Origin of the sequence: Propionigenium maris DSM 9537, assembly GCF_027925155.1 — a bacterium.
Lineage (GTDB): Bacteria > Fusobacteriota > Fusobacteriia > Fusobacteriales > Fusobacteriaceae > Propionigenium > Propionigenium maris.
This window is the reverse complement of sequence record NZ_BSDY01000009.1, coordinates 95,321-118,088: the sequence shown is the minus strand read 5'-3', so window position 1 is coordinate 118,088 and position 22,768 is coordinate 95,321. Positions and strand designations below refer to the sequence as shown.

General features: G+C 41.2%; 23 protein-coding genes and 1 pseudogene. 14 read left to right on the top strand and 10 right to left on the bottom strand.

From position 1 onward, the window contains the following. Positions 1 to 118 precede the first annotated feature (118 nt). The gene (locus tag QMG11_RS10935; RefSeq protein WP_281835953.1) at positions 119 to 1,123 is read left to right on the top strand and encodes an OmpA family protein; all 1,005 of its coding nucleotides are present in this window, start codon (positions 119 to 121) and stop codon (positions 1,121 to 1,123) included. Positions 1,124 to 1,298: 175 nt separating this feature from the next. Further along, positions 1,299 to 1,796, top strand: coding sequence for a PTS sugar transporter subunit IIA (locus QMG11_RS10930; RefSeq protein ID WP_281835952.1), 498 nt, complete (start codon positions 1,299 to 1,301; stop codon positions 1,794 to 1,796). Between the two features lie 192 nt (positions 1,797 to 1,988). Here QMG11_RS10930 and QMG11_RS10925 read toward each other — a convergent pair whose 3' ends face one another. Both QMG11_RS10925 and QMG11_RS10920 read right to left on the bottom strand, forming a co-directional pair. Further along, entirely contained in the window at positions 1,989 to 3,149 is a 1,161-nt protein-coding gene (locus QMG11_RS10925) for an IS91 family transposase (RefSeq protein ID WP_281835950.1), read from the bottom strand. Positions 3,150 to 3,176: 27 nt separating this feature from the next. Next, positions 3,177 to 3,830 (bottom strand): Crp/Fnr family transcriptional regulator, encoded by a 654-nt coding sequence (locus QMG11_RS10920; protein WP_281835949.1) that lies wholly within the window; start codon positions 3,828 to 3,830, stop codon positions 3,177 to 3,179. A 227-nt stretch (positions 3,831 to 4,057) separates the two neighbouring features. Between QMG11_RS10920 and QMG11_RS10915 the strand changes: the two genes are divergently transcribed. Together QMG11_RS10915 and QMG11_RS10910 are read left to right on the top strand one after the other, a co-directional pair. Further along, complete coding sequence (locus QMG11_RS10915) at positions 4,058 to 5,419, top strand: MATE family efflux transporter (protein ID WP_281835948.1); 1,362 nt, start codon at positions 4,058 to 4,060, stop codon at positions 5,417 to 5,419. Positions 5,420 to 5,584: 165 nt separating this feature from the next. Further along, on the top strand, positions 5,585 to 5,989 hold the full coding sequence (locus tag QMG11_RS10910; protein WP_281835947.1) for a hypothetical protein: 405 nt from the start codon (positions 5,585 to 5,587) through the stop codon (positions 5,987 to 5,989). Positions 5,990 to 6,034: 45 nt separating this feature from the next. On the opposite strand, the gene QMG11_RS10905 is transcribed toward QMG11_RS10910, so the two are convergent. Together QMG11_RS10905 and QMG11_RS10900 are read right to left on the bottom strand one after the other, a co-directional pair. Further along, positions 6,035 to 6,523 (bottom strand): PTS sugar transporter subunit IIA, encoded by a 489-nt coding sequence (locus QMG11_RS10905; RefSeq protein WP_281835945.1) that lies wholly within the window; start codon positions 6,521 to 6,523, stop codon positions 6,035 to 6,037. Positions 6,524 to 6,540: 17 nt separating this feature from the next. Next, complete coding sequence (locus QMG11_RS10900) at positions 6,541 to 7,560, bottom strand: calcium/sodium antiporter (protein ID WP_281835938.1); 1,020 nt, start codon at positions 7,558 to 7,560, stop codon at positions 6,541 to 6,543. Positions 7,561 to 8,381: 821 nt separating this feature from the next. Here QMG11_RS10900 and QMG11_RS10895 point away from each other — a divergent pair. Further along, positions 8,382 to 8,936, top strand: coding sequence for a DUF1847 domain-containing protein (locus QMG11_RS10895; protein WP_281835936.1), 555 nt, complete (start codon positions 8,382 to 8,384; stop codon positions 8,934 to 8,936). Between the two features lie 104 nt (positions 8,937 to 9,040). Here the strand turns inward: QMG11_RS10895 and QMG11_RS10890 are convergent. The 4 genes and pseudogenes from QMG11_RS10890 to QMG11_RS10880 all read right to left on the bottom strand — a co-directional run bounded on the left by QMG11_RS10890 (position 9,041) and on the right by QMG11_RS10880 (position 11,017). Further along, positions 9,041 to 9,811: pseudogene (locus QMG11_RS10890) on the bottom strand (EAL domain-containing protein). Then, on the bottom strand, positions 9,808 to 10,053 hold the full coding sequence (locus QMG11_RS20045) for a diguanylate cyclase domain-containing protein (protein ID WP_373877230.1): 246 nt from the start codon (positions 10,051 to 10,053) through the stop codon (positions 9,808 to 9,810). The pseudogene QMG11_RS10890 and the gene QMG11_RS20045 overlap by 4 nt, the downstream one beginning before the upstream one ends. Then, positions 10,020 to 10,535, bottom strand: a complete 516-nt coding sequence (locus QMG11_RS10885; RefSeq protein WP_281836038.1) for a diguanylate cyclase domain-containing protein — start codon at positions 10,533 to 10,535, stop codon at positions 10,020 to 10,022. Before QMG11_RS10885 ends, QMG11_RS20045 begins: the two co-directional genes overlap by 34 nt. Next, a complete protein-coding gene (locus tag QMG11_RS10880; RefSeq protein ID WP_281835935.1) occupies positions 10,532 to 11,017 on the bottom strand; it encodes a PAS domain-containing protein in 486 nt (161 codons plus the stop codon). The genes QMG11_RS10885 and QMG11_RS10880 overlap by 4 nt, the downstream gene beginning before the upstream one ends. 969 nt (positions 11,018 to 11,986) lie before the next feature. Between QMG11_RS10880 and QMG11_RS10875 the strand changes: the two genes are divergently transcribed. The 6 genes from QMG11_RS10875 to QMG11_RS10850 all read left to right on the top strand — a co-directional run bounded on the left by QMG11_RS10875 (position 11,987) and on the right by QMG11_RS10850 (position 18,327). Next, on the top strand, positions 11,987 to 12,946 hold the full coding sequence (locus tag QMG11_RS10875) for a branched-chain amino acid transaminase (RefSeq protein ID WP_281835933.1): 960 nt from the start codon (positions 11,987 to 11,989) through the stop codon (positions 12,944 to 12,946). 62 nt (positions 12,947 to 13,008) lie between these two features. Next, positions 13,009 to 14,655 (top strand): dihydroxy-acid dehydratase, encoded by a 1,647-nt coding sequence (gene ilvD / locus QMG11_RS10870; protein ID WP_281835931.1) that lies wholly within the window; start codon positions 13,009 to 13,011, stop codon positions 14,653 to 14,655. 13 nt (positions 14,656 to 14,668) lie between these two features. Further along, a complete protein-coding gene (gene ilvB / locus QMG11_RS10865) occupies positions 14,669 to 16,363 on the top strand; it encodes a biosynthetic-type acetolactate synthase large subunit (protein ID WP_281835929.1) in 1,695 nt (564 codons plus the stop codon). Further along, entirely contained in the window at positions 16,350 to 16,832 is a 483-nt protein-coding gene (gene ilvN / locus QMG11_RS10860) for an acetolactate synthase small subunit (protein WP_281835928.1), read from the top strand. Before ilvB ends, ilvN begins: the two co-directional genes overlap by 14 nt. Positions 16,833 to 16,847: 15 nt before the next feature. Then, positions 16,848 to 17,795 carry a ketol-acid reductoisomerase gene (ilvC, locus tag QMG11_RS10855; RefSeq protein ID WP_281835926.1) on the top strand — a complete coding sequence of 316 codons (948 nt, stop codon included), beginning with the start codon at positions 16,848 to 16,850 and terminating at the stop codon, positions 17,793 to 17,795. Positions 17,796 to 17,973: 178 nt separating this feature from the next. Continuing rightward, complete coding sequence (locus tag QMG11_RS10850; RefSeq protein ID WP_281835924.1) at positions 17,974 to 18,327, top strand: YgdI/YgdR family lipoprotein; 354 nt, start codon at positions 17,974 to 17,976, stop codon at positions 18,325 to 18,327. Positions 18,328 to 18,401: 74 nt separating this feature from the next. On the opposite strand, the gene QMG11_RS10845 is transcribed toward QMG11_RS10850, so the two are convergent. Together QMG11_RS10845 and QMG11_RS10840 are read right to left on the bottom strand one after the other, a co-directional pair. Then, positions 18,402 to 19,247 (bottom strand): DMT family transporter, encoded by an 846-nt coding sequence (locus QMG11_RS10845; RefSeq protein ID WP_281835922.1) that lies wholly within the window; start codon positions 19,245 to 19,247, stop codon positions 18,402 to 18,404. A gap of 136 nt (positions 19,248 to 19,383) precedes the next feature. Next, positions 19,384 to 19,620, bottom strand: coding sequence for a hypothetical protein (locus tag QMG11_RS10840; protein WP_281835921.1), 237 nt, complete (start codon positions 19,618 to 19,620; stop codon positions 19,384 to 19,386). 436 nt (positions 19,621 to 20,056) lie between these two features. Here QMG11_RS10840 and QMG11_RS10835 point away from each other — a divergent pair, with 436 nt between their 5' ends. The 3 genes from QMG11_RS10835 to QMG11_RS10825 all read left to right on the top strand — a co-directional run bounded on the left by QMG11_RS10835 (position 20,057) and on the right by QMG11_RS10825 (position 22,707). Beyond that, entirely contained in the window at positions 20,057 to 20,710 is a 654-nt protein-coding gene (locus QMG11_RS10835; protein ID WP_281836037.1) for a CatB-related O-acetyltransferase, read from the top strand. 145 nt (positions 20,711 to 20,855) lie between these two features. After that, positions 20,856 to 21,800 carry a ParA family protein gene (locus QMG11_RS10830; protein ID WP_281835920.1) on the top strand — a complete coding sequence of 315 codons (945 nt, stop codon included), beginning with the start codon at positions 20,856 to 20,858 and terminating at the stop codon, positions 21,798 to 21,800. Further along, positions 21,790 to 22,707 (top strand): ParB/RepB/Spo0J family partition protein, encoded by a 918-nt coding sequence (locus QMG11_RS10825; RefSeq protein ID WP_281835919.1) that lies wholly within the window; start codon positions 21,790 to 21,792, stop codon positions 22,705 to 22,707. Before QMG11_RS10830 ends, QMG11_RS10825 begins: the two co-directional genes overlap by 11 nt. Positions 22,708 to 22,768 lie beyond the last annotated feature (61 nt).

The window sequence follows — 22,768 nt, the reverse complement described above, 5'->3', positions numbered from 1 at the left end:
TTATATGGAATATTGGTATATTTTTGCAGGTTTAGGAGGAAATAATGATCGCTTGTAGTATATCAATTAAAGAGACACAAGAGTGATACAACTAGTTAGCTATAAGGGAGGAAAATATATGAAAAAGGCAATGATTTTAGGAGCATTTATACTTGTTGCAGTGGCTGCAAGTGCTGCTGAACTGGAATTGAAGTTAGGAGCCGACCTTTACAGAAACGCTACCAAGGACGCTACAGGACATAACCCTGTAAAGGGTTATCCAGGTGCATCGATAGGTGCTGAGGTATTGTTCAATGAGGATTCGCCATTCAGATTTGGTATTGGTGCAGAAGCCAAGAGTAAGTTCCATGCAAGTGGCGGATATGATGGTCACTACTCATTCCCAATCTACGCAGTAGGTAAGTATGACTTTGCAGACACCCTATATGCAGTAGGTAGGTTAGGATATGCTGAAGCCTACTCTGGTGGAGCAGATAATGTAGACGACGCTAATGGAGGAATCTACGGAGCTCTTGGTATAGGTAAGGAGTTCTACGATGAGAGATTTAACGTTGAGTTTATGTATGAAGTAGCAGAGTATGACTATGATACAGACTTTAATACCAATGAGGATGGATACTACCATGGATTTGCCATCAAGTTTGGTTATAAGTTTGGCGGACCATCGCCAGCTCCTGTGGTAATGGCAGAGCCTGAGCCTGAACCAGTTATGGTAGTGGAGCCTGAACCAGAACCAGTAGTTATGGAACCTGTGGGACCACCAATTCCACTTGAGGGAATCAAGTTCCAAGAGGTCTTTGAACTCAACAGTTTTGAGTTGAGTGAAGCTGGTAGAGCGGAGATCGGCGAGGTTGCAGAGAAACTCAGAGGATTTGACGGTAAGCTGTCTGTAGAGGGACATACAGATACTACTGGAGCAGCTTCCTATAACCAGACCCTATCTGAGAAGAGGGCAGAATCAGTTGCTGAGGAATTCAGAACCCAGCTTGAAGGTGAAAACATCACTGTTGAGTCCCAGGGATTCGGAGAGAACAACCCGGCATTCCCTAATGATACTATAGAAAACAGGAGAGCAAACAGAAGGGTAGAAGTATTCTGGGAACCAGCAAAAGATATGGAGTAGATGAACTTTAGAGGGAGGGAGTTAAAAACTCCCTTCCTAATTTAATTTGAGATTTTTCATGGAAGAAACACTTGATTTAGACAATAAAAAATGTTAATCTATGGATATAAAAATCACTTTAATTAAATAAAGGTGAAATTTTAATTCAAAAATTAAACATAAAGTGGAGGAAGAGATGGGATTATTTGATTTTTTTAAGAAGAAAAAAGAAGAGGAAAACTGGATTAATATCTATTCACCCCTTAATGGAAAGGTAATACCTCTAGAGGAAGTACCTGATGAGGCTTTTGCTGGAAGGATGATTGGAGACGGTTGTGCTATAGACCCAAATGAGGGATCTATTCATGCAATAGCAGATGCTGAAATTGACATCTTTGAAACAAACCACGCTGTAAGCTTTGAAACAAAGGATGAGCTTGAGATGATAGTTCACTTTGGTATCGATACAGTGGCCCTGGGAGGGCAGGGATTTGAAAGAGTAGGTGAAGCAGGTACAGAGGTTTCCAAGGGAGACGAGCTTGTAAAGTATGACCTGGCTTACATTTCAAAGAATGCAAAATCAACTATGACACCAGTAATCATCAATAATATGGATGATGTTGAAAAGTTAGAGGTTGTAGCTACTGGAGATGTATCGGTGGGAGACCTTCTAATGAGAGTAAAGCTTAAGTAGTATAAAAGTCCTGTTAATATTAACAGGACTTTTTATTGTTAAGGAAAGTATAGAATTAAAAACTCATATTTTATAGGCATAGAATTGGAAAAATCTTCAAATATAGTATAGAATAGATCTGTCGCATATATTTAAGCATTACAAAATACCGTACAGGCGGGTACGGTTTGTAACTTTAATATGCGCGTAGCATCATGGAGAGTAATCGTTGTACTGGATAGTGCCGTACTTAACATGAAAGATTTCAAGTAAGTGCAGTTTAGAACTGCACTTACGACAAATTAAAGGGTTAATACCAAATGCTTTAAAGAAGCGCTCACTCCAGGAAGGCTTAGTTTTAAATAACTTCTTCTTCCTGGGGATTTTATTTTTTGACCTTCTTGAATATAGTCCAAACCGCCTTACCATCTTGAAGTTTTTAGGGGGAATATGGGAAAGTATTCTGCCAAGAAAAATATCCATAGTTAGGGTAAGGTGCTTTCTTCTATTGGAATCAGTTTCTTTAAACCAAAATTTGACGATTTTATCATTAAAGGAAATGATCCGATACTCAGCTATAGCTGGCCGGGCTAAATACCTTCCGAGATATTTAGCAATATTTTTAGAATTCCCAACCCTAGATTCAGCATTAACAAAGAAACCTTTAGGATACCTTTTGTAGGATAAAGAAATCTTATTTTTTAGATGAGGAAGATTATTTATTTTGGCATATTCAGCAATGATATCCAGGGCGCACTTTTGCCAGGACCTTCTTAAAACCTGCCATGGTAAGTTGTTTATATTTTTCCACTGACTATTTTTAGTCATTCCACCAAAGGTAACTAAACAATGTATATGAGGGTTCCACTCTATTTTTCTAGAGAATGTATGGATAGTAGCAATAGCACCAAAATGAATAATACCAAGCTTTTTAAAGGAATATTTCAGCGCGAGGTACGAAGCTTCTGCTAATTTCTTTAGAAGCTGTCTGTTTTTGAAGAAAAAAATTCTTATCCATCCCTTAGGAAGTGAGAAGACAGCGTGCCTGTGGTGACAGTCGATTAAGTTATCAGAAACATTGTTAGCCCATTTTTCAGCATAGATTTTACCGCATGATGAACAAAATCGTAATTTGCATGAAAAGGGAGTTTTATGTATAGTTTTGCATTTTAAGCATATGAAGGAAGTAAAACCTATATCAGGATCGCCACATTCAAGAAAAGCGTTAACATTTTTAAGAATATTATGCCTTAAAAAGCTAGGAAACTTATAATTATTAGTTCTCCAGTATGTAAAGAAGTATCTGGAAATTATTTCTTTTAAAGGTTTATTTAAAGAAGTCATACCTATATGATATGAAATTTTTAAGAACAAAAAAAGCCGCAATTAAGCGGCTACTTTTTATTTTGGTGAAATGAGATCCCTCGCAGCTTCTTCATCGGTAATACAGATAGTCTTCTTTGATTTTTCTATAATCCCCTGACCGATGAGCTTTTTTATGACCCTCTGGACTGTTCTAAGCTCTATATGAAGGATGTAAGCTAAGTCTTCAGTGGAGGTAAAGGTAAAACTTCCGCCGTTATTCAATAAAAAATTTATAAAGTACTGTTCATTGGAGAAGTTTACTTTAGCAGCATAGGTTTTAAAGAGTTTGATTATATTTGTAACCATCTTGTTTAACATCTTCTCATAGATAAAGTTTAGAAACTTGATGTCACCCTTCTCCATAATCTTCTTCGCTGGTATCTCCAGGATAATAGCAGTGGGCTTTCCCCTTATGATAAAATCGATATTTTCCCGGTGAAAGAGATCGGCCTGACCGATGCAGTCACCTATATCAAAATCCATGTTAAACTCGAGATGATCGTCCACATAGCCGTAAACGATTATACCTCCCTCCTTTACCATGTAGAGGCTTCCGGCTTTTGGGGTAAAGAACGTCTCCTCGGCTATATTGTGAAGAAAGAAGTAGTCATTCAGACCATTATCTTTTATGAATTCAACCTCTTCCCTACGAAGCCTGGGAAGCAGATGGGGCAGTCTTTCTATATTCATGTGATCTCCTCCTGTCTAGTTATATTTAAACTTAACTGGATAAAAATATAATGTCAAGTAATGGACTAATAAATATTGTAGCCTAACTGGAGATAAAAAAAACGACATATGTCGAGAACTACAGGGGAGTCTACCCTATATTTTAAGGTATATTTTATGTAAGAGTAGGGGCATTTCTTTAGAAAAAATGGTATAATAATTGAATTAATATACAGGAGATGATTCTTTTGAATAAAAATTTAGATAAGGGAGCCCTACTTCCACTTCTTATAAAGTTTTCTATTCCCTCTACCATAGCTGTGCTCATCAATATAATCTACAATATAACGGACAGGTACTTTATTGGGCAGGCTATTGGTCGTTATGGGATGAGTGCTCTCTCTATAGTCTTCCCCCTGATACTGCTAATAAATGGTACTGGACTCATGTTTAGCGTGGGAGGGGGAGCCCTGGCTGGCATAAAGCTGGGGGAGAGAAGGGAGGAAGAAGCTGAAAAAGTTCTTGGAACTACAGTTTTCTGGGTAGCTGTAGTGGGTATTATATATACCCTGTTAATTCTCACCCTTCTAAGACCAATTCTGGGAGTTATGGGCGGAACAGAGGGGAATCTAAGCTATGCTCTTGAGTACTCGAGGTGGCTCTTTCCGGCAATTACAGCCCAGATGCTCTATGTGGTCCTCTGTGCATTTCTTAGAACAGAGGGGAGACCAAGCTACTCCATGTGGATGAACCTGGGAAGTGCTCTCCTTAATATGATATTAGACTATACCTTCATTGTGAAGTTTTCCATGGGGATGAAGGGAGCTGCTATGGCCACAGCCATTGCAACTACACTACCGGCAGTCTATCTTCTGATTTACTTCTCCAGATCTAGACTCCTTCGGTTAAGAAGGGGAAACCTTTTACCTAATATCTCAATTATAAAGAGGATACTGTCCATAGGTAGCTCAGCCTTCTTCAATCAGATGTTAAATGGAGTAATGGTTTTTATTATGAACAGGCAGCTTCTGGTATATGGAGGAGATCTGGCTCTAGCTGCAATAGGAATAATAACTACCGTAAGGTCCTTTATAAACACAAGCTTTATAGGATTTAATCATGGAAGACAGCCTATTCTGTCCTTTAACTATGGGGCTGCTAACTTCAAAAGGGTAAAGGAAACCTTCATACTTTCCTCTAAGATCATTCTATCGATCTCCTTAACTCTGGTGATCCTGGTGGTCATAGGGGCAGAGGGTATAAGTACATTTTTCCTAGATAATGACGAGAAGCTTATTGAGTTTACCACCTGGGCTATCAGAAGACACCTCTTTCTAATGGTGGCAACAGCTCTCTATCTGACCTGTGCCAACTACTTTCAGGCTGTGGGGAAGGGAGGGGTAACTACAAAGCTCCTTACAGTCAGACTTCTTGTATTAAATATTCCTCTTTTATTCATCCTGCCAAACTGGTTTGGGATGCTGGGAATTTTAATAGCTTTTCCAATATCCGACGGATGTGCAGCACTCCTTGCTTCTGCCTTTATGAAAAATGAACTAAAGGAGCTATCCATAAAAAAACAATTGACCCCACAAAAAATGCCGTCATAAAAAAAGGAGAAAACGTAATATGACGTATCTATAAGATGAAAGCCCTGATAAACTACTAAGGAAATTAAAAAAAATTAAACTTTTTTCGTACAAACTGTGTCTAAAGATTGATACTAGACATTATACAGTTTATGAAGAGATACACTTATAGTAGGAGGAGAAAAAGTGATAACGAAGAACAGTGAGAAGAGAATAGATATAATATATAAGGCTGAGGGATTTGAAAACCAATTTGAAAAGACTAAGAAAACAGGTTTAGAGCTGGTGCTTTCAGTTCAGAGTTTTACAATCGAGCCGTCAAAGAAAAGACTTTCCATCGTACATGAGAAGGTTGCAGATTATTGGATTCTTTGTAAGCAGATTCTCAGAAATGCAAAGAAAGCAGAGCTAAAACATCTGGTTAAATTAAACAGAAGTTTTGAGAACACCATGAATGACCTGGAGTTAAAGGAAACCTATTCAAATATCCTGAAGAGGTATGAGAAGGAGATTGCATTAAAGCTAGAGGAGAGAATTAAGGGGCTTTCCATTGGATTTAAAGGTAACCCTTACAAACTAGGAGTCATATAGAGTTAAATAAAAAAGCTTACGGCACAGCCGTAAGCCTTTTTTTATTTATTTAACTTTTACCTTCATAAGAGGAGTTCCAACCTCTACAAGATCTCCAGGCTTTACCAGAAGTTCTAAGCTCTGGACATTATCGTTACTTACGATGATTGGGGTCATAAGTGACTTTGCCTTGGAAGCTATATAGTCAAGGTCACATGAAACCAGTTCATCCCCTACTACAACCTCCTTTAACTCTCCCTTTGGAAGTCTTGTAAATCCTTCACCCTTAAGGGGAGATGTACCCACCCCGAAGTGAATTACTACATAAACTCCCTTCTTAGGCTCGAAGATAAGCAGGTGATTTGTCTTAAAGATCTCAACCTTAGATGAAACAGGAGCATGGATGATTCCGTCGGTGGGCTCTATTGCACAACCATCTCCTATAACGTTACTGGTAAAAACCTCATGGGGAGCATCTTCTACCCTCTTTATCTCACCCCTTAGAGGTGAATTTATGATAATCTCCTTGCTTCTTTTAAATATTCCTAAATTCATGTTCTACCTCCTCTAATTTAAGCCCCTGTAACAACAGAGTACATGTAAAGTGCATAAACAGCGATAAAGATCGCTCCGGCAAATCTTCCTATCTTCTTATTAAGTATTGCTACGGAACCAACGATAACAGTAGCTATTCCAACATTGACCGAATCTAGGATCATAGCGTGATCCACGGTAATTGGTTTTACAAACATTGAAATTCCCAGAGTAAAGAGGATATTAAATGTATTGGAACCAACTACATTTCCTACAACGATCCCCTGCTGACCTCTCTTTGCAGCCATGATACAAACCACAAACTCGGGAAGGGATGTACCTACACCTACAATGGTAAGACCTACAAGGTGCTTACTCATACCAAAGCTCTCTGCAATCTGAGAAGCGTACTCGATAACCATGTCCCCACCCTTTACAACGGCAGTTAGTCCCACTGCAATAAGGATAAACTCCTTGAAGAGATGCTTCATGTGAGGCTTGTCCTTACCGCTCTTTTTTAAAAGGTGCTTATTGAGGGAAAATGTACCTTCAGCAATCTCATAGATAAGCATCTTCTTGTCGTGAAGCTTCTGATCCTCCAGGGACCTTCTAATAGTCTCCTTACAGAAGTATGCAAATACAAGGATCAGAATAAGTCCGTCTACCCTGGTAAGGTTGTTGTCCATTGCCAGAAGCCTTCCATCTAAGGCAAAGAATGGCAGAAGGGCAGCAGCAACGATAGCTATAGGGAAGTCGAAGAGTGCAAGCTTGTCATCAATAATCATAGGCTTAAAGAGGGCAATTGCTCCCACTATAAACAGGATATTGAATACATTGGAACCTACAACGTTTCCTACAGCCATATCATTGGAGCCTTGAGTAACGGCTGCCATATTTACAGCAAATTCAGGAAGGGATGTACCGAATCCCACAATAACGATTCCTATTATAAGCTCTGGAATCTTAAAAGCCTTGGCAACCTTTGCAGAAGCCTCGATAAAAACGTCCGCTCCTTTGATAAGAATAACAAAGGAAAGTAATAGTAGTAAATAAATCATAACTACCTCCTATATAAAAAATTTTAAAACGTATTTAGGAGATCTATGGACCTCATTCACTTTGAAATTTTAAAGTTAAAAACCTTAAAATCAACTTGACTTCAGAAGTCTATAACATTATTAAACGGTTGTCAAATGACAGTTGACATAAAATAGTGAAATTAATTTTTCTTTAATGTTTTTTTAATCTTGAATAAGTCAAATTTTAAATTTTTGAGAAAAACAAGTGTTCCCACCTAAAATAACTTAACTTCAAAATGGGTATAGTGATCTCGGTTCTAAACTTACAATGCATACAGTTTAAGGTCTGCGAGTTCTTTATTTGAACATTATTTTTTTGAAGGTTCCATCTGAAGGTCTCCAAGAAAGGAGAGTTATCTCAGAAAAAAATATCTTCCCATTGAATTCATAGGGGTAAAAATAAAAATTTTATTTTTTTAAAATTAATATTTCAAACGGGAGCTTGTAATAAAATTATCTTTTAGATATTCCTTTTCCTGTGAAGATAGATCTATTGACCTCTGCTGCAATGGTGTTAAGGCATCATCCCTCCCTCTGGATGATGCTCTCCTTCTAGATGTAAACCTTTACACTGCTCATACTCTATACTGTAGATTCACCTACTTCTTTTTTATTTTTTCAAAAAAATGAAAAAGCTTTTTGTTTAAATGGGAGAAAGTTTGAAGATAGATTTTATCTGCTGGTATCTGGAGTCGCTTTAAGGATGGATAGGTAAACACTTATGTTAAGTATAGGAAATATGTATTTATAATATTTTTTAAGAGTATGGTAGAATTTTTGTTATTTAGGAGGTATGAGATATGAAGTGTGCTATATGTGAGGATAAGAGGTGCCTGAGAGGAGAGGAGTGCAGGGAGCTAAGTACTTTCAATGATAGAAGGAAGAATATAGAGGCATACCTTGAAGATAAGGAGGACATGGGAATAATGGAAGCAAGTGCATCTGTCCCAAAGAATATCCCAAGGCTGGAGGAGGTTGCCAGGTATATAGAAAATATGAGTATAGAAAGAGTGGGAGTGGCTTTCTGCAAGGGACTCCATAAGGAGGGAAGGGTGATCCACAAGTTCTTAGAGGATAGAGGGATAGAGGTTTACTCCGTAGTCTGTGGAAATGGAGGAATAGATAGGGGAGAGGTAGGAATTAAGAAGAACTCGGATGTCTTTGAGATAAGCTGTAATCCCCTTGGGCAGGGAAGTGTACTTAATAAGCTGAAGACGGAAATAAATATAGCAGTGGGTCTCTGTGTGGGACACGATATGCTCTTTAGTAAATATTCTGAGGCTCCTGTGACAACTTTAATTGTAAAGGATAGAATAAACTCACATAACCCAATTGAAGCCCTGAAGAACCTTTAGAATAGCTATGGGGAGTTTGTGGAGTAAACTTCTAAGGGATAGTTGAATAAAAAGTCGAAGTTAGCAGCGTGGCTAACCTCGACTTTTTTTTTAAGATTTAATTTTTACTCTAGAGAGTGGGACCATGAAAAGTAGAAATTCTCATATTCCGCTGAACATATGGGAGGGGTGAAGTAGCTTCCCTGGATTTCATCACAGTCCAATTTTCTTAATGCCTCTAACTGCTCATTTGTCTCAATCCCCTCTGCTGTAACCTTTAGATTTAAAAGTTCTCCCATGGTTATAATAGTTTTAATGATAGTGGCATCACATGGATCCACTGAGAGATTCAATATAAACCTCTTGTCTATCTTTATCCTGTCGATGGAAAGGTTTTTTATAAAGCTCAGGGAGTGAAACCCTGTTCCGAAACCATCGATAGAGATGCCTACTCCCATTGCTCTTAATTCCATGAGAAAGGGTAGGAGTTCCTTTAGACTATTTGCAAATAGTTCCTCGGTGATTTCAATCTCTACCCTTCCCGGAAGGATAGGTGTGACAAGGGCCAGGTCTAAGAGGGTCTTCAGTATCCGGTTGTACCTGAAGTGGAGATTAGAGATTCTAACTGAAATAATGTGTTCTCCGATTCCCTTGACCTCCCACTCCTTGGCCTGCTTGAAAGCTGTAAGGAGAAGTCACCTGTCAACTTCCAGGATAAGCCCTGAGGATTCAGCTATGGGAAGGAATTCAGCGGGAGCGATAGGTTCCTCTTCGCTAGTTTTCCAGTGGATAAATGTCTCTGAACTAATAATTTTGTTTTGATCTACAGCAACTCTAGGCTGATAGTGCAGGGAAAGATTATCGTTCTTCAGTGCCCTACGAAGTTCTCTCTCTATCCAGACCTTTCTTTTAAAGACACTTCTGAGGTCTGTGTCGAAGAAGGAATACCTGTTTTCCCCTCGGTTTTGGCTCTATACATTGCCAGATCTGAGTTTTTAAAAAGTTCTCTGGAACTACTTCCATCCTTGGGATAGGTTGCTACTCTAATACTTGCAGAGATAAAGAGTTCATTACCATTGATTTTAAAGGAACTTTTCAGGGTCCTTAAAATTTTATTACAGAGGGAGGATATCTCCATCCTATTTTTAAAATAACTGCAAACTCATCTCCTTCCAGTCGGTAGATGGTGCTGTTTAGGTCTGCTATCCTCTGAAGACGCTCTGCTGCCTTTATTAAGAGGAGGTCGCCTATATCGTGGCCAAAGTTATCATTTATATCCTTAAAGTGATCCAGGTCTATATGAAGGAGGGCAAAGCCAGAAGAAACCCTTCCAGGGGAGGTAGTTAGATTTTTTAGGGTTTTAGAGAATCTCTCCCTGTTTGGAAGAGCGGTAAGGGAATCATAGTAAGCCTGATGTTCGATCTGTTTATAGGCTTTCTCACGGTCGGTAACATCGTGGATTACAGAGAAGAGACAGCCCTTATCCTCATAGGTGATAGGACCTGAAAACACCTGGACATCTTTAATCTCTCCATCTGCCAGCCGGTGTTTAAAGGAAAAGACATTATTTTTCTGGCTTCTTGCAGACTTCATCCTTTCCCTGACCTCCTCCCTTCTCAGAGCTCTCTCCTCGGATTTTTTTGTTTGGATATATCGTAGAGGGTCCCTGTTATGGTGTTGCCTATGGGATCGTAGAGGGCCACAGAGTGGATTGGAATAATCCTTCCTGTGATCTTGTTTTTAATTTTAAATTCAACATCATAGGGAAGCTTCCCCTGGATGAGATCTTTGAGAGATGTATCCAGCATATCTCTGTATTTAGGCAGTGGAAAGCTATGGAGATACTTAAGGGGATATCTATCCTCTGAGAAGCCACAGATCTTCCTGGTTCCCTCTGAGAGGTAGACGGTGCCCTCTGGAAGGTTCAATGTCCAGTACCCAAAGTTTGAGATTCTTTCAGCCAATTGGAGGCAACTGAGTTCATTTTTCATCTTTCTATTTGAATAAAAGAGGGTCATGGTAGTTGAGATAGTGTGCTTAAGGTCAAAGATCTCTGCACCCTTGGAGAGGTATCCATGGAAGTACTGAGAAAGATTTTTCATATTTATCACTTCCTCCTCCTGGAGTGTTGTATATAGAATAGGAAGATCTATATAGTGGGATATCTCATTAATAAATGGGAGGAAATCTGGAACAGAATCGATATCCACTACAATTAATTTTATTCCTCTCTCACTTCCACAAAGGCTTTTAGCCTTTCTAGGAGTGAGAGAGTGTATTACCTGATAGTTTATTTTTCTTAAATCTTCTATTTGTTTTATAGAAGAGGGGATGTTCTTAGTTAAAAATAAGATCTTATATTTTCCTGTTGGACATGAGATATTCCTTTGATCTAGCTTTATAGCAGTTAAAAACCTTTAGGGGGAATTTTTTATTTAAATAGATGGCTAATAAAATAGCAAGAATTTAAAACCGGTCTGATAGTAAGTTGTCTCTTGTGTTCTTAAATAATGTTATATTAAAATCTTGCATAAAAAAGAAGGAGGAGGGGAGAATTTTCTTTTTGAAGGGGAAGTATCCTAGGGGAATGTTTTAAACGGGAGTTCAGAAAGTTTAAATGGCAGAGAGGAGTCAATTTTAAGAGGAATGTGGTTAAAAAGAAATAAAAATAAACCTTTATTTAGACCAGTAGATTCAAGGTCTAAATAAAAGATGAAGATTTTTTAATGAAAAAATAGCATTATTGTTGTTGACATGCGTACAGAATTGTCATATAATCCTTAGCAATAAAAATGTACGGTTTTCGGAGGTAGGAATAATGATAAATGTAGTAAATAGATACGTCCTCATTTCAATAATTATTAGCGGCAGGCTTGAAGAATAGGAAATTATAAGTTTATTAAAAACTTTCCTAGTGTTCACGCCTTATTTTGATACAGTTGATAAGGTTTGAGCAGAGGAAGTATAGATTGATGGAAGCTCAGACCATTTACGGTTTGAGCTTTTTTTATTACAGATATTAGTTGCAAGCAATTTATTAAAATACAGATAGATTAAGGGAGGAGACGGTTATGAAAGCAGATTATATTTGGATGAATGGTGAGATGGTGGCATTTGATGAGGCGAAGATCCATGTACTATCCCATGTAGTTCACTACGGAAGCGGTGTATTTGAGGGGATGAGAGCCTATACAGTAAATGGCAAAGCAGCTATATTCAGACTGGATGACCACATTAAGAGATTATATGAGGGAATCAAGGTATACAGGATGGAAGCTCCCTATACACAGGAGGAGTACAAGAAGGCTGTGCTGGATACTCTAAGGGCAAATAAACTAAAGAGTGCCTATATCAGACCTCTATACTACAGAGGGATGAACTCCCTTGGGGTAAATCCCAAGCCGTGCCCGGTAGATGCTCTGATAGCTGCCTGGGAGTGGGGAGCATACCTTGGGGATGAAGCAATTGAAAAGGGAATTAAGGCTAAGATCTCTTCCTGGACAAGATCGGCACCTAATACCTTCCCAACCATGGTAAAGGCTTGTGGTAACTATCTTTCGGGACAGCTTATCAAGATGGAGGCATTAGAGCTTGGGTTTGATGAGGGGATAGCACTGGATGTAAATGGTAATCTGGCTGAGGGAAGCGGAGAAAATCTATTCATAGTAAAGGACGGAGTGATCTACACCACACCAATAAGCTCAAGTATCCTATGTGGTATTACAAGGGACACTGTTATGAAGATCTGTGAAAAGTTTGGATATAGAGTTGTGGAGCAGACTCTGCCTAGGGAGTTCCTGTATATGGCGGATGAGGTATTCTTTACTGGAACAGCAGCTGAGCTTACAGGGGTGACTCAGGTGGATCACCAGGTAATAGGAGATGGATATGTAGGAGAGGTGACAAAGAGAATCCAGCAGGAGTACTTTGATATAGTAAATGGAAGGGTAACATATGATGAGTCCTGGCTTACCTTTGTAGAGGATGAGGAGGAGGTATGCTCTGAAGAGAGGATCTCTGATGTAGGGTAGATAGAGGTAGAGGAGATACAGGGGACGGTCTAGGGAACCCAAAGTAAAGAGGAGGAAGGTATTTGAGAAGCAGACAAGTTACAGAAGGAAAGTTAAGAGCACCACACAGATCTCTTTTTAAAGCTCTGGGGCTTACAGACAGGGAGATGGAGCTTCCCAAGGTGGGAGTGGTAAACTCCTTCAATGAGGTGGTTCCGGGACATATGCACCTGAAGATGGTGGCAGAAAGTGTAAAGAGCGGAATAAGGCTTGGGGGAGGAGTCCCCATGGAGGTAAATACCATTGCTGTATGCGACGGGATAGCAATGAACCATGAGGGGATGAGGTCCTCTTTGCCTACAAGAGAGATAATAGCAGACTCCATAGAGGCTTCAGCTACAGCTATGCCCTTTGATGCACTGGTCTTTATTCCCAGTTGCGACAAGGTAGTACCGGGGATGCTTATGGCAGCAGCAAGGCTGAACCTTCCAAGTGTCTTTGTGAGCGGGGGTCCCATGCTGGCTGGAAGAGTGGGGGACAGAAGAGTGGCTCTTACAGATGTATTTGAAGCAGCTGGGAGAGATGGTAGTGAGGAGGAGCTAGCAGAGCTAGAAAACGAAGCATGTCCTACCTGTGGTTCCTGTGCAGGGATGTATACTGCAAATACCATGAACTGTATGACGGAGGCTCTGGGAGTTGCTCTCAAGGGGAATGGGACAGTACCGGCGGTATACAGTAAGAGGCTGAGACTTGGAAAGGAATCTGGAATTAGAGTGATGGAGCTTCTGGAGGAGAAGAAAAACATAGGTGAGATCCTTACAAGGGAAGCTTTTGAAAATGCTGTGGCTGTGGATATGGCCCTGGGGGGATCTACCAATACAGCTCTTCACCTTCCTGCCATAGCCTATGAGGCGGGAGTTGACCTCAGGCTGGATGATTTCCATGATCTTTCCCAAAGGGTGAAGCAGATAGTGAAGCTCTCTCCTGCTGGAAGATCATATATAGAGGATCTGGACAGAGCCGGTGGGATCTACGGAGTGATGAGTGAGTTACATAGAAATAATCTTATAAAGGGGACACCGACCATCTATGGAGAGGACATTAAATTAGAGGTGGAGGAGGTTTCTGTAAGGGACAGAGAGGTAATAAGAGGATTTGATAACCCCCACTATAACAACGGGGGGCTGGCAGTGCTCAAGGGGAACCTGGCACCTAAGGGGTCAATTGTTAAATCAGGGGCTGTAGATGAGAGGATGCTGATACACAGAGGTCCTGCAAAGGTATACGACTGTGAGGAGGACGCTGTGGAAGCCCTTTTAAATAAGGAGATAGTTAAGGGGGATGTGATAGTAATCAGATATGAGGGGCCCAAGGGAGGTCCAGGAATGAGGGAGATGCTCTCCCCAACATCGGTACTTGTAGGAATGGGCTTAGACAGCAGTTGTGCCCTTATTACAGACGGAAGGTTTTCTGGAGGTTCCAAGGGAGCAGCCATTGGACATGTATCTCCAGAGGCCAGAGAGGGAGGGAATATAGCCCTTGTAAGGGATGGAGATATGATATCCGTAGATATCCCAGGAGGGAGGATAGATGTGGAGGTAGATGAGGAGGAGCTCGAGAGAAGAAGAGAAAAGCTGGTACACCCCCACAGGGAGGTGAGGAGCAGATTCCTCAAAAAATATATGAAACTGGTATCTTCGGCCAGCGAGGGTGCGGTAATGTCATACTAGAAAGAGGTGTAGAATGAAGAGAAGAATAAAGGGAGCCCAGATTGTACTGGAAGTACTAAAGAGGATGGGAGTAAAGGATATATTTGGTTATCCGGGGGGAGCAGTGATACCAATCTATGATGCTCTCTACGATGACCACGAGATAAATCATTACCTTGTGAGACATGAACAGGGAGCAAGCCATATGGCTGACGGTTATGCCAGAGTGAAGAGTGGAAGTGTGGGAGTGTGTCTGGCTACATCGGGTCCCGGGGCAACAAACCTGGTCACAGGAATAATGACAGCTTATATGGATTCCATCCCTCTTTTGGCCATTACAGGTCAGGTAGGAAGCAGCTACCTGGGAAAGGACTCCTTTCAGGAATCTCATGTACTGGGGATAACATCTCCTATAACCAAGCATAACTATCTGGTGGACAGCATAGAGGAGCTACCGAGGATACTGAAGGAAGCATACAGGTTAACGAGAGTTGGAAGGCATGGGCCCGTACTTGTGGATATTCCTAAGGATGTGCAGATGGATTCCATCTCATATGAAAGATTTGAAGAGATATACGGGAAGGAAAATATATACCTGGAGGAGAAGTACAGCATCTCCATAGAGGATGGAAGTGTAGAGGAGTTTGTGAAGATGCTGAAGGAGGCTAAAAGGCCGCTTATAGTAGCTGGTGGTGGCGTGGTGAGAAGTGGTGCTGCCAGAGAACTGCAGGAGGTAGTGGAAAGAAGCGGAGTGCCAAGTGTTTCAACACTTATGGGACTCGGAAGTATAGCAGAGGGTACACCTGGATATCTGGGGATGATAGGTATGCATGGATCTAAGAGGGCAAATACCTGTGTGGATGAATGTGATCTCTTCATAAGCCTGGGAATGAGGTTTGATGACAGGATTGTGGGAGATGCCACAAGGTTTGCACCCAATGCCAAAAAGATCCATGTGGATATAGATGAAGCTGAGATCAATAAGAGTGTGAGAGCTGATCTGGCTGTTGTGGGAGATGCAAGGGAGGTGCTGCAAAAGGTATTGGAGCACAGGGACCTAGGGGAGCACAGTGGCTGGAGAAGTAAGTGGAAGGATGGACCTTGTGGAAGAGTTGGGACCGAGGAGCTCCTTTCAAAGAGGATGCTAAAGTATCTCAGTGAAATTATGCCAGAGGATACCATCGTGACAACGGATGTGGGACAGCACCAGATGTTTACAGCCCAGACCTATGGGTTTAAGAGGGAGTATACCCTGTGTACATCTGGAGGAGCTGGAACCATGGGATATGGACTTCCCTCAGCAATCGGAGCTCAGGTAGCCAAACCTGATAGCCGTGTGGTGGCTATTTCCGGAGATGGAGGTTTTCAGATGAATCAGCAGGAGCTTATGCTCCTGGCACAATACAGGCTACCGGTAAAGGTCTTTATCTTTAATAACAGCTCCCTGGGGATGGTAAGGCAGTGGCAGGAGTTATTTAATGACAAAAGATTTTCCCATGTGGAACTGGAATATAACCCGGATTTCTTAACCCTTGGAAGGGCCTATGGCCTGAGGGGAAGAAGAGTGGAGAGTATGGAGGAGTTAAGAGAGATCCAGGGGGAGCTCCTAGATGATGAGCCACTAATTGTTGAGGTGGTGGTTCCAAGGGGAGATAATGTATATCCGATTATTCCTGCTGGAAGGTCTGTAGGAGAAACCATAGAGGGGAGGAGAGATGGAGAAGCGTAATATTTTGATCATAATGAAGGATAACTCTGGGGTACTGAGTAAGGTATCGGGCCTCTTTCAGAAGAGGGGGATAAATATAGATACTATAACAGCTGGGAGAACCAGTGAGGATAACAGGGTAAGAATGACCATATCTGGGAGCTGGAATGAATATACAGTTAACCAGGTAATATCCCAGGCCAGAAAGCTCTACGACGTAACTGTGGTAAAGGAGTTTACAGATAGCAGTGTAGAGAGGGAGCTGGCCCTTATAAAGATAGGAGTTGATAATGAAAACAGATCCCAGGTGGTGGAGTTGACAAGGCTATACAGGGGGAGCATAATAGATACATCTAAGAATAATGTAATTGTGGAGCTCACTGGTGGGCGAGAGAAGATAGAGGGATATCTTGAGGTAGCTGAGGAGTTTGGGGTTCTTGAAGTGGCGAGAACAGGAGTAACGAGTATGCATAGGGGCTTAGGTCTCTAAAGAGGAGGAGTTAAGATGGAGAAGTTATTAAATAAAAGAGTAGCAGTAGTAGGATATGGATCTCAGGGACATGCCCATGCACTGAATCTGATGGATTCTGGAGCAGATGTAACTGTGGGGCTGAGAGAGGGATCGGCAAACTGGAGCAGGGCAGAGGAGGCCGGGCTGAAGGTTGCTTCTGTGGAGGATGCAGTAAAGGGATCGGATGTAGTGATGATGCTGGTGCCAGATGAGGTTCAGCCGGAAGTATATGAGAAAAGCGTAGCACCTAACCTAAGGAAGGGAGCTTATCTGGGGTTTGGTCACGGATTTAATATCCACTACAATAAGGTAGAGCCTCACCAGGAGGTTAATGTATTCATGGTAGCTCCCAAGGGACCGGGACATATGGTTAGGAGGACTTATACAGAGGGTAAGGGGACTCCGTGCCTTGTGGCGGTATACAGAGATGTAACTGGAGATACCAAGGATGTAGCTATGGCATGGGCCGCTGGAATTGGCGGAAGAAGAGCAGGAATCCTTGAAACAACCTTTAAAGAAGAGACGGAAACGGATTTATTTGGAGAACAGGCTGTATTGTGTGGAGGAGTAAGTGAACTAATGAGGGCAGGGTATGAAACTCTTGTAGAGGCTGGTTACTCTCCAGAAAGCGCTTACTTTGAGTGTGTACACGAGATGAAGCTTATAGTTGATATGGTGGTAGAGGGAGGATTTACATCTATGAGAAGTTCCATCTCCAATACAGCTGAATATGGAGACTATGAGGTAGGAAAGAGGATTGTAACTGAGGACACCAAGAGGGAGATGAAAAAGGTTTTAGAGGAGATCCAGGACGGTACCTTTGCTGATAAGTTCTGCACCGAATACAAGAACGGAATGAAAAACCTCAAGGGTACAAGGGAGGAGAAGAGTAAGCATCAGATGGAGGTGGTAGGAGAGAGACTGAGAGGGATGATGGTCTAAGAATAGAAGGAGTGAGCCGGAGGATTCCGGCTTTTTGTATGGATGAAAACCTAATTCAAGATAAATGAGAGACTTTTAATTGTTAGAGGTGAATGGGCTGCTAATTGCGGTAAAAGAGGATTTCAGGGAGAACAGTGGAATAAAGCGGTATATATTTTCATATAAAAAGGAGGATGAAATGAAAAAGATAATCATAGCAGGATTAATGAGTCTGGTGATTATAAGCTGCAGCAGTCCCCAGACTATTGTATTGAATGACGGAAGTGTGATAAAGACAAAGGATGAACCTAAATTTAACAAGAGAACCAAGTACTATGAGTATGAAGATGTTGAGGGGAATAGAGGAAGTGTAAACTCCAAGAGTGTGAAGCTTATTCAGCCAGAGGGAGCTGAGATTCCTGAAGGCATAATTGCAGAGGAACAAAAAGAGGAGGTAGTAGCAGAACCTGTTGAGGCTCCTGTAGCAGAGCCTGAAGCTGCTACTAAGGAGGATGCAGTAACGGAGGTAGTGGAAGAGGAGACGGTAGAGTAGAATGAAAAAAGCCCTGGAATCCAGGGCTTTTTTTAAAGGGTAAGGGTAAGTGTTAACGGTCTTTATAGGAAAACCTACTCTTCTATCCTAGCTGAGGAGAAGGCTGCCATAAGGATGAGGGAACAGCCTAAAAAGATCTTCATAGTAGGTATCTCCCCTAAGATTACAGCAGCAAAGGCTATTCCGTAAACGGGCTCCAGACAGGTAGTTACACTGACGGTGGAAGCGCTGACACTCCTCAGAGATGAAACGAAGAGGGCGTGGGCAATTCCTGTAAAGATAACTCCCAGGCTTATTAAAAGGCCCAGCTCCCTCCCAGAGGGAAGTGTTGATATGTTTGAGAGCAAAACAGGTATAGAGCAGAGGGAAGCTCCAAAACACTGGTAGAATGTCAGTTTTATTCCCGAGGTTGCTACCGACAGCTTTTTATTGATGACCGCCAGAAGAGCAAAGGAAAAACCTGAAAAAAATCCAAGAAGGATGCCCCTTGTCATATGGGAGTCCATGTTTCCTATGGGAGCAACAACGGCTACTCCCATAAGTGTGATAAGAGCTATTACTACCTTTTTTTTGTCCAGGGGAAGCCTAAGAAATAATGGCTCCATAAAAGTAGTGAACACGGGGAAAGTTGAAAATGACAGAAGCCCCAGAGCAACAGTGGATAGTTTTATAGATTGAAAGAAGGAGAACCAGTGAAGAAATAGGAGGGTTCCCTGTACTCCAATTATCTTTAGAGATTCTGGGGAGAAAAGTTCAATCTTCTCCTTTTTTATTTTTAATACTATATATATAAATATAGTAGCCGAGATAACTCTTCCGCTTACGATTATCTCGGCTGGAGATGAGATAAGCTTTCCAAAGAGGCCTGAGAGGCCAAAGAGGAAGACTGCTATGTGAAGTAGGGTAATATCTTTTTTCATGTAAACCTCCTAGGGTAGATTGTAACCTGACTGTTAAAGTGTGTTCATGGTGTGATATAAGGCAGATCAAAAATATTAAGAGCAGGGAAAGTTTCCTCCCTGCTCCTAACTTGCACTGAATTTACTAATCCTTTGCTTATTCAGGAGTTGGCAGCTGATCAAAGTCCTGAGCTGTCGGAATACCATTTTTATACTTGATTCTCAACTCTGAGTCTGTTAATGGTATCTGCTGGATGACGGTTCCTGTAAATGGCTCCTCCTTATAGTAGAGCTCGAAGCCTTTCATCTCCAAGTTGGGGTCGGTCATTCTGACCTCTTTACTTGTGCAGGCGGTAAGGATAATAAGCATGGAAAGAATTATAATATTTTTCATTAGTTACACCTCAATATAAAAATCATTAATTAGTCTTAGATAATTTTATACTAATTGTGGGAAAGTGTCTATATGAAGATTTTTTAAGTATTTTAGATTGATAGTTAGGTTTTTGACAAAAGCAAGGGTGAAAAAGAGAATTAGAGGGGTTTTGAGTGGTAAAAACTTAAATTTGACTTAGTAATCCTGTTAGTTATAATTCTGTAGATAAAGTTGAAATTATTATTTTTAAAAAATAATTTTTATTGTGTGGAGTAATTATAAAAGTTAGAGGTTTTAATAAATTTGGTAAAAAATTTTTTAGGAAGATATGGTATACTGAAGAGGAAAGTTGATGGCTGAGTGGAGGAGAAGATGGTTAGAACGGTGTAGTAACCTTACTGATGGAAAGATGAAATAAATTATAGGATCAGTAAGGAGAAGAGAGATGAAGAAGATGAAAAACTGGATGGAATCACATTATTTAAGGAACAGGGTAACTAACCCAAATATAGAGGTAGGAGAGTTTACCTACTATTCGGGATACTATCACGAGAAGGAGTTTGAGGACCAGTGTGTAAGATATCTTTTAGGGGATGGGAGCACAAGGAACTACAAGGAGATCCTTGGAGAGGACTTTGAGTTTGACAGATTAAGGATTGGTAAGTTTTGTTCCATTGGTTCGGGAGCTGCCTTTATTATGGCAGGAAACCAGGGACACAACCATAGGTGGATATCAACCTACCCCTTTGCTGGAAAAAGGGAGTTTCCACGGGCTGTAGATGGATTTCAGAGAGCAGGGGACACTGTTGTGGGAAATGATGTGTGGATAGGTGCGGAAGCTGTGATAATGCCTGGAGTGATGATAGGAGACGGAGCTGTGATAGGCTCAAGGGCTCTTGTAACCAAGGATGTGGAAGCTTATAGTATAGTAGGAGGAAATCCAGCAAAAGAGATCAAAAAGAGGTTTCGCCACAGGGAAATAGAGATGCTCCTTGAGATAAAGTGGTGGGAGTGGGATGTGGAGACCATAGATGAAAATATGGATTATATATGCAGCGATGATATAGAGGGTCTATATAATAGGTATAGGATAATTAAGAGGGGGTAGCAGTTATTTAGGAGATCTGAGGGCCTCCTTTTTTAATGGGAAATATGGTTATATAATCTATACACACTTTTTTTAAAATCTTATTGACTTTTTACACACTAAAATGTAAGAATAGATATAGAGAAAATACAGAGGAGTGATTCCCATGGCGGTAAAACAACTAAAGAAGAAAACAAAAATAAGAAGAAATGTAATGCTAGACCAAGATAAAGAGGAAGCGATGCAGAGGGTGCTGAAGGAACAGGGAGATGGTCCTAACAGTAAATCTGAACTTATAAATAAGGCGCTGGGAGAGTACCTGGCTAAGCAGGCCAGTACGAAATTTCTTTCGTTTTTAAACCAAAAGGGTGGAGTAGGGAAGACAACATCTGTACAGAATGTTGCCACTGGAATGGCCAGAAAGGGAAGGAAGGTCCTTGTAATAGACCTGGATCCCCAGGGAAACTTTACCAAGGGTATGGGAGCTTATAATCCAGAGGCTCCATCTATATATGAGGTACTTAAGGGAGAGGTGCATCCGAGAGATGCCATGGTAGAGGTACAGGGGATAAATGTAATACCTGCTGACCTGAGACTGTCGCAATTTGAGTTCCTAGATATACCAGGAAAGGATAACTTATTAAAGATAAGAACAAAGGACTTTGATTTCAGTAAGTTTGACTATGTGATATTTGACTGTGCACCATCTTTTGGAAAGTTAAATTTAAATGCCCTGTCTATGACGAGGTCTATCTATGTTCCCATTCAGACGGAGTACTATGCTATGGAGGGAATAGCTCAGCTTATTCAGACTGTGGAAACTGGAAAGATGGTGTATGGAAATGAGGAGCTAGAGATCAAAGGGGTCTTTGCAACGATGTATGATGCAAGAAGAAACCTGGATAAATCTGTTCTGGGAAAGATAGAGGAGGTTTTTGAAGGGAAGCTTCTTAAAACTAAGATCAGGGACAATGTAAAGGTGGCTGAGGCACCTATAAAGAGACAAAATATATTTGATTATGCATCAAGCTCCAACGGAGCAAGGGACTACAGGGATCTTGTGGATGAGATTCTAGAGAGAGAGGAAGGAGCCGAGTCCAATGAGTGTTAAGGACCTATTAGACGGGACAAACTACAGCTACGATCAATACCAGAAAACGGGAGATGAGGTAAGGAAGAATGCAATGGCCAATATGGCCTATAGGGGGATGACGGAACTTCAGAACCTTCCAGGAGCGTTCCTCACTGAGTTTAACAGAGAGTTTTTTCAAAGGGTGGACTTTGGCGACAGGAAATATATCCTGAGGGAGGATGGCCTGGAAAAGATGGTAGGGGAGGAGACGGTACAGGCTCTTGCTATTAGTATACATGAGGTGGGCCTTATAAACCCCATCTACCTTCAGGAAGTAGAGGGAGGATACAGGATAGTCTCGGGGTATAGAAGAAGCTGTGCTATTCACTATGGATACGACCAGTATGGAGATGAATTTGAGGTAGAGGGGAAGGTAGTTATTATTCCTGAAGACTATACCAGGGAGGAGCTTGAGGTTCTTCAGGTAAATGAGAATACCCACAGAAAGGATTTAAATATACTGGAGCTTGCCTACAGGATACATACCTACTGCAGTAAGGAGAGGAAGACCTTAGAGGATGCAGCGGAGAGGTATAACCTCAGTTCCAGTCAGACTCAGAGGCTGGCTAAAGCACTGAGTTATCCCAAGGAACTCAAGGGGATACTGGATGAGGTAGGTATCAGCAAGGCTGAGGAGATGAATAAACTAATAAAGCTTCTGAATTCTGAGAAGAGTGTTGTAGATATAATAGAGGAGTATAGAGACCTTACCAGAGATGAAATTAGGGCAGAGATTAAAAGAATAAAAAAAGGCATAGTAAGAAAGGAAGTTGAGTTTAAGGCTGGGCGTAATACCACTACAGTTAAGATAGCAAGGAGCCTTTCTGAAGAGAGCATGAAGGAGCTGGAGGAGTATATTAAGGTACTCATGAGTAGGGAAGGTTAAAAAACCCGCGGCGGGTTTTTAGGTATAAAAAAGGGGCTCCTCACCTGGCAAGTGAGAAACC

Excerpts from the sequence above, each read along its gene's own strand:
- QMG11_RS10935 (WP_281835953.1), top strand. The coding sequence starts at position 119 with ATGAAAAAGGCAATGATTTTAGGAGCATTTATACTTGTTGCAGTGGCT.
- QMG11_RS10930 (WP_281835952.1), top strand. The coding sequence starts at position 1,299 with ATGGGATTATTTGATTTTTTTAAGAAGAAAAAAGAAGAGGAAAACTGG.
- QMG11_RS10920 (WP_281835949.1), bottom strand. The coding sequence starts at position 3,830 with ATGAATATAGAAAGACTGCCCCATCTGCTTCCCAGGCTTCGTAGGGAA.
- QMG11_RS10905 (WP_281835945.1), bottom strand. The coding sequence starts at position 6,523 with ATGAATTTAGGAATATTTAAAAGAAGCAAGGAGATTATCATAAATTCA.
- QMG11_RS10900 (WP_281835938.1), bottom strand. The coding sequence starts at position 7,560 with ATGATTTATTTACTACTATTACTTTCCTTTGTTATTCTTATCAAAGGA.
- QMG11_RS10895 (WP_281835936.1), top strand. The coding sequence starts at position 8,382 with ATGAAGTGTGCTATATGTGAGGATAAGAGGTGCCTGAGAGGAGAGGAG.
- QMG11_RS20045 (WP_373877230.1), bottom strand. The coding sequence starts at position 10,053 with ATGGAGATATCCTCCCTCTGTAATAAAATTTTAAGGACCCTGAAAAGT.
- QMG11_RS10880 (WP_281835935.1), bottom strand. The coding sequence starts at position 11,017 with ATGAAAAATCTTTCTCAGTACTTCCATGGATACCTCTCCAAGGGTGCA.
- QMG11_RS10875 (WP_281835933.1), top strand. The coding sequence starts at position 11,987 with ATGAAAGCAGATTATATTTGGATGAATGGTGAGATGGTGGCATTTGAT.
- ilvB (WP_281835929.1), top strand. The coding sequence starts at position 14,669 with ATGAAGAGAAGAATAAAGGGAGCCCAGATTGTACTGGAAGTACTAAAG.
- ilvN (WP_281835928.1), top strand. The coding sequence starts at position 16,350 with ATGGAGAAGCGTAATATTTTGATCATAATGAAGGATAACTCTGGGGTA.
- ilvC (WP_281835926.1), top strand. The coding sequence starts at position 16,848 with ATGGAGAAGTTATTAAATAAAAGAGTAGCAGTAGTAGGATATGGATCT.
- QMG11_RS10850 (WP_281835924.1), top strand. The coding sequence starts at position 17,974 with ATGAAAAAGATAATCATAGCAGGATTAATGAGTCTGGTGATTATAAGC.
- QMG11_RS10845 (WP_281835922.1), bottom strand. The coding sequence starts at position 19,247 with ATGAAAAAAGATATTACCCTACTTCACATAGCAGTCTTCCTCTTTGGC.
- QMG11_RS10840 (WP_281835921.1), bottom strand. The coding sequence starts at position 19,620 with ATGAAAAATATTATAATTCTTTCCATGCTTATTATCCTTACCGCCTGC.
- QMG11_RS10835 (WP_281836037.1), top strand. The coding sequence starts at position 20,057 with ATGAAAAACTGGATGGAATCACATTATTTAAGGAACAGGGTAACTAAC.
- QMG11_RS10830 (WP_281835920.1), top strand. The coding sequence starts at position 20,856 with ATGGCGGTAAAACAACTAAAGAAGAAAACAAAAATAAGAAGAAATGTA.
- QMG11_RS10825 (WP_281835919.1), top strand. The coding sequence starts at position 21,790 with ATGAGTGTTAAGGACCTATTAGACGGGACAAACTACAGCTACGATCAA.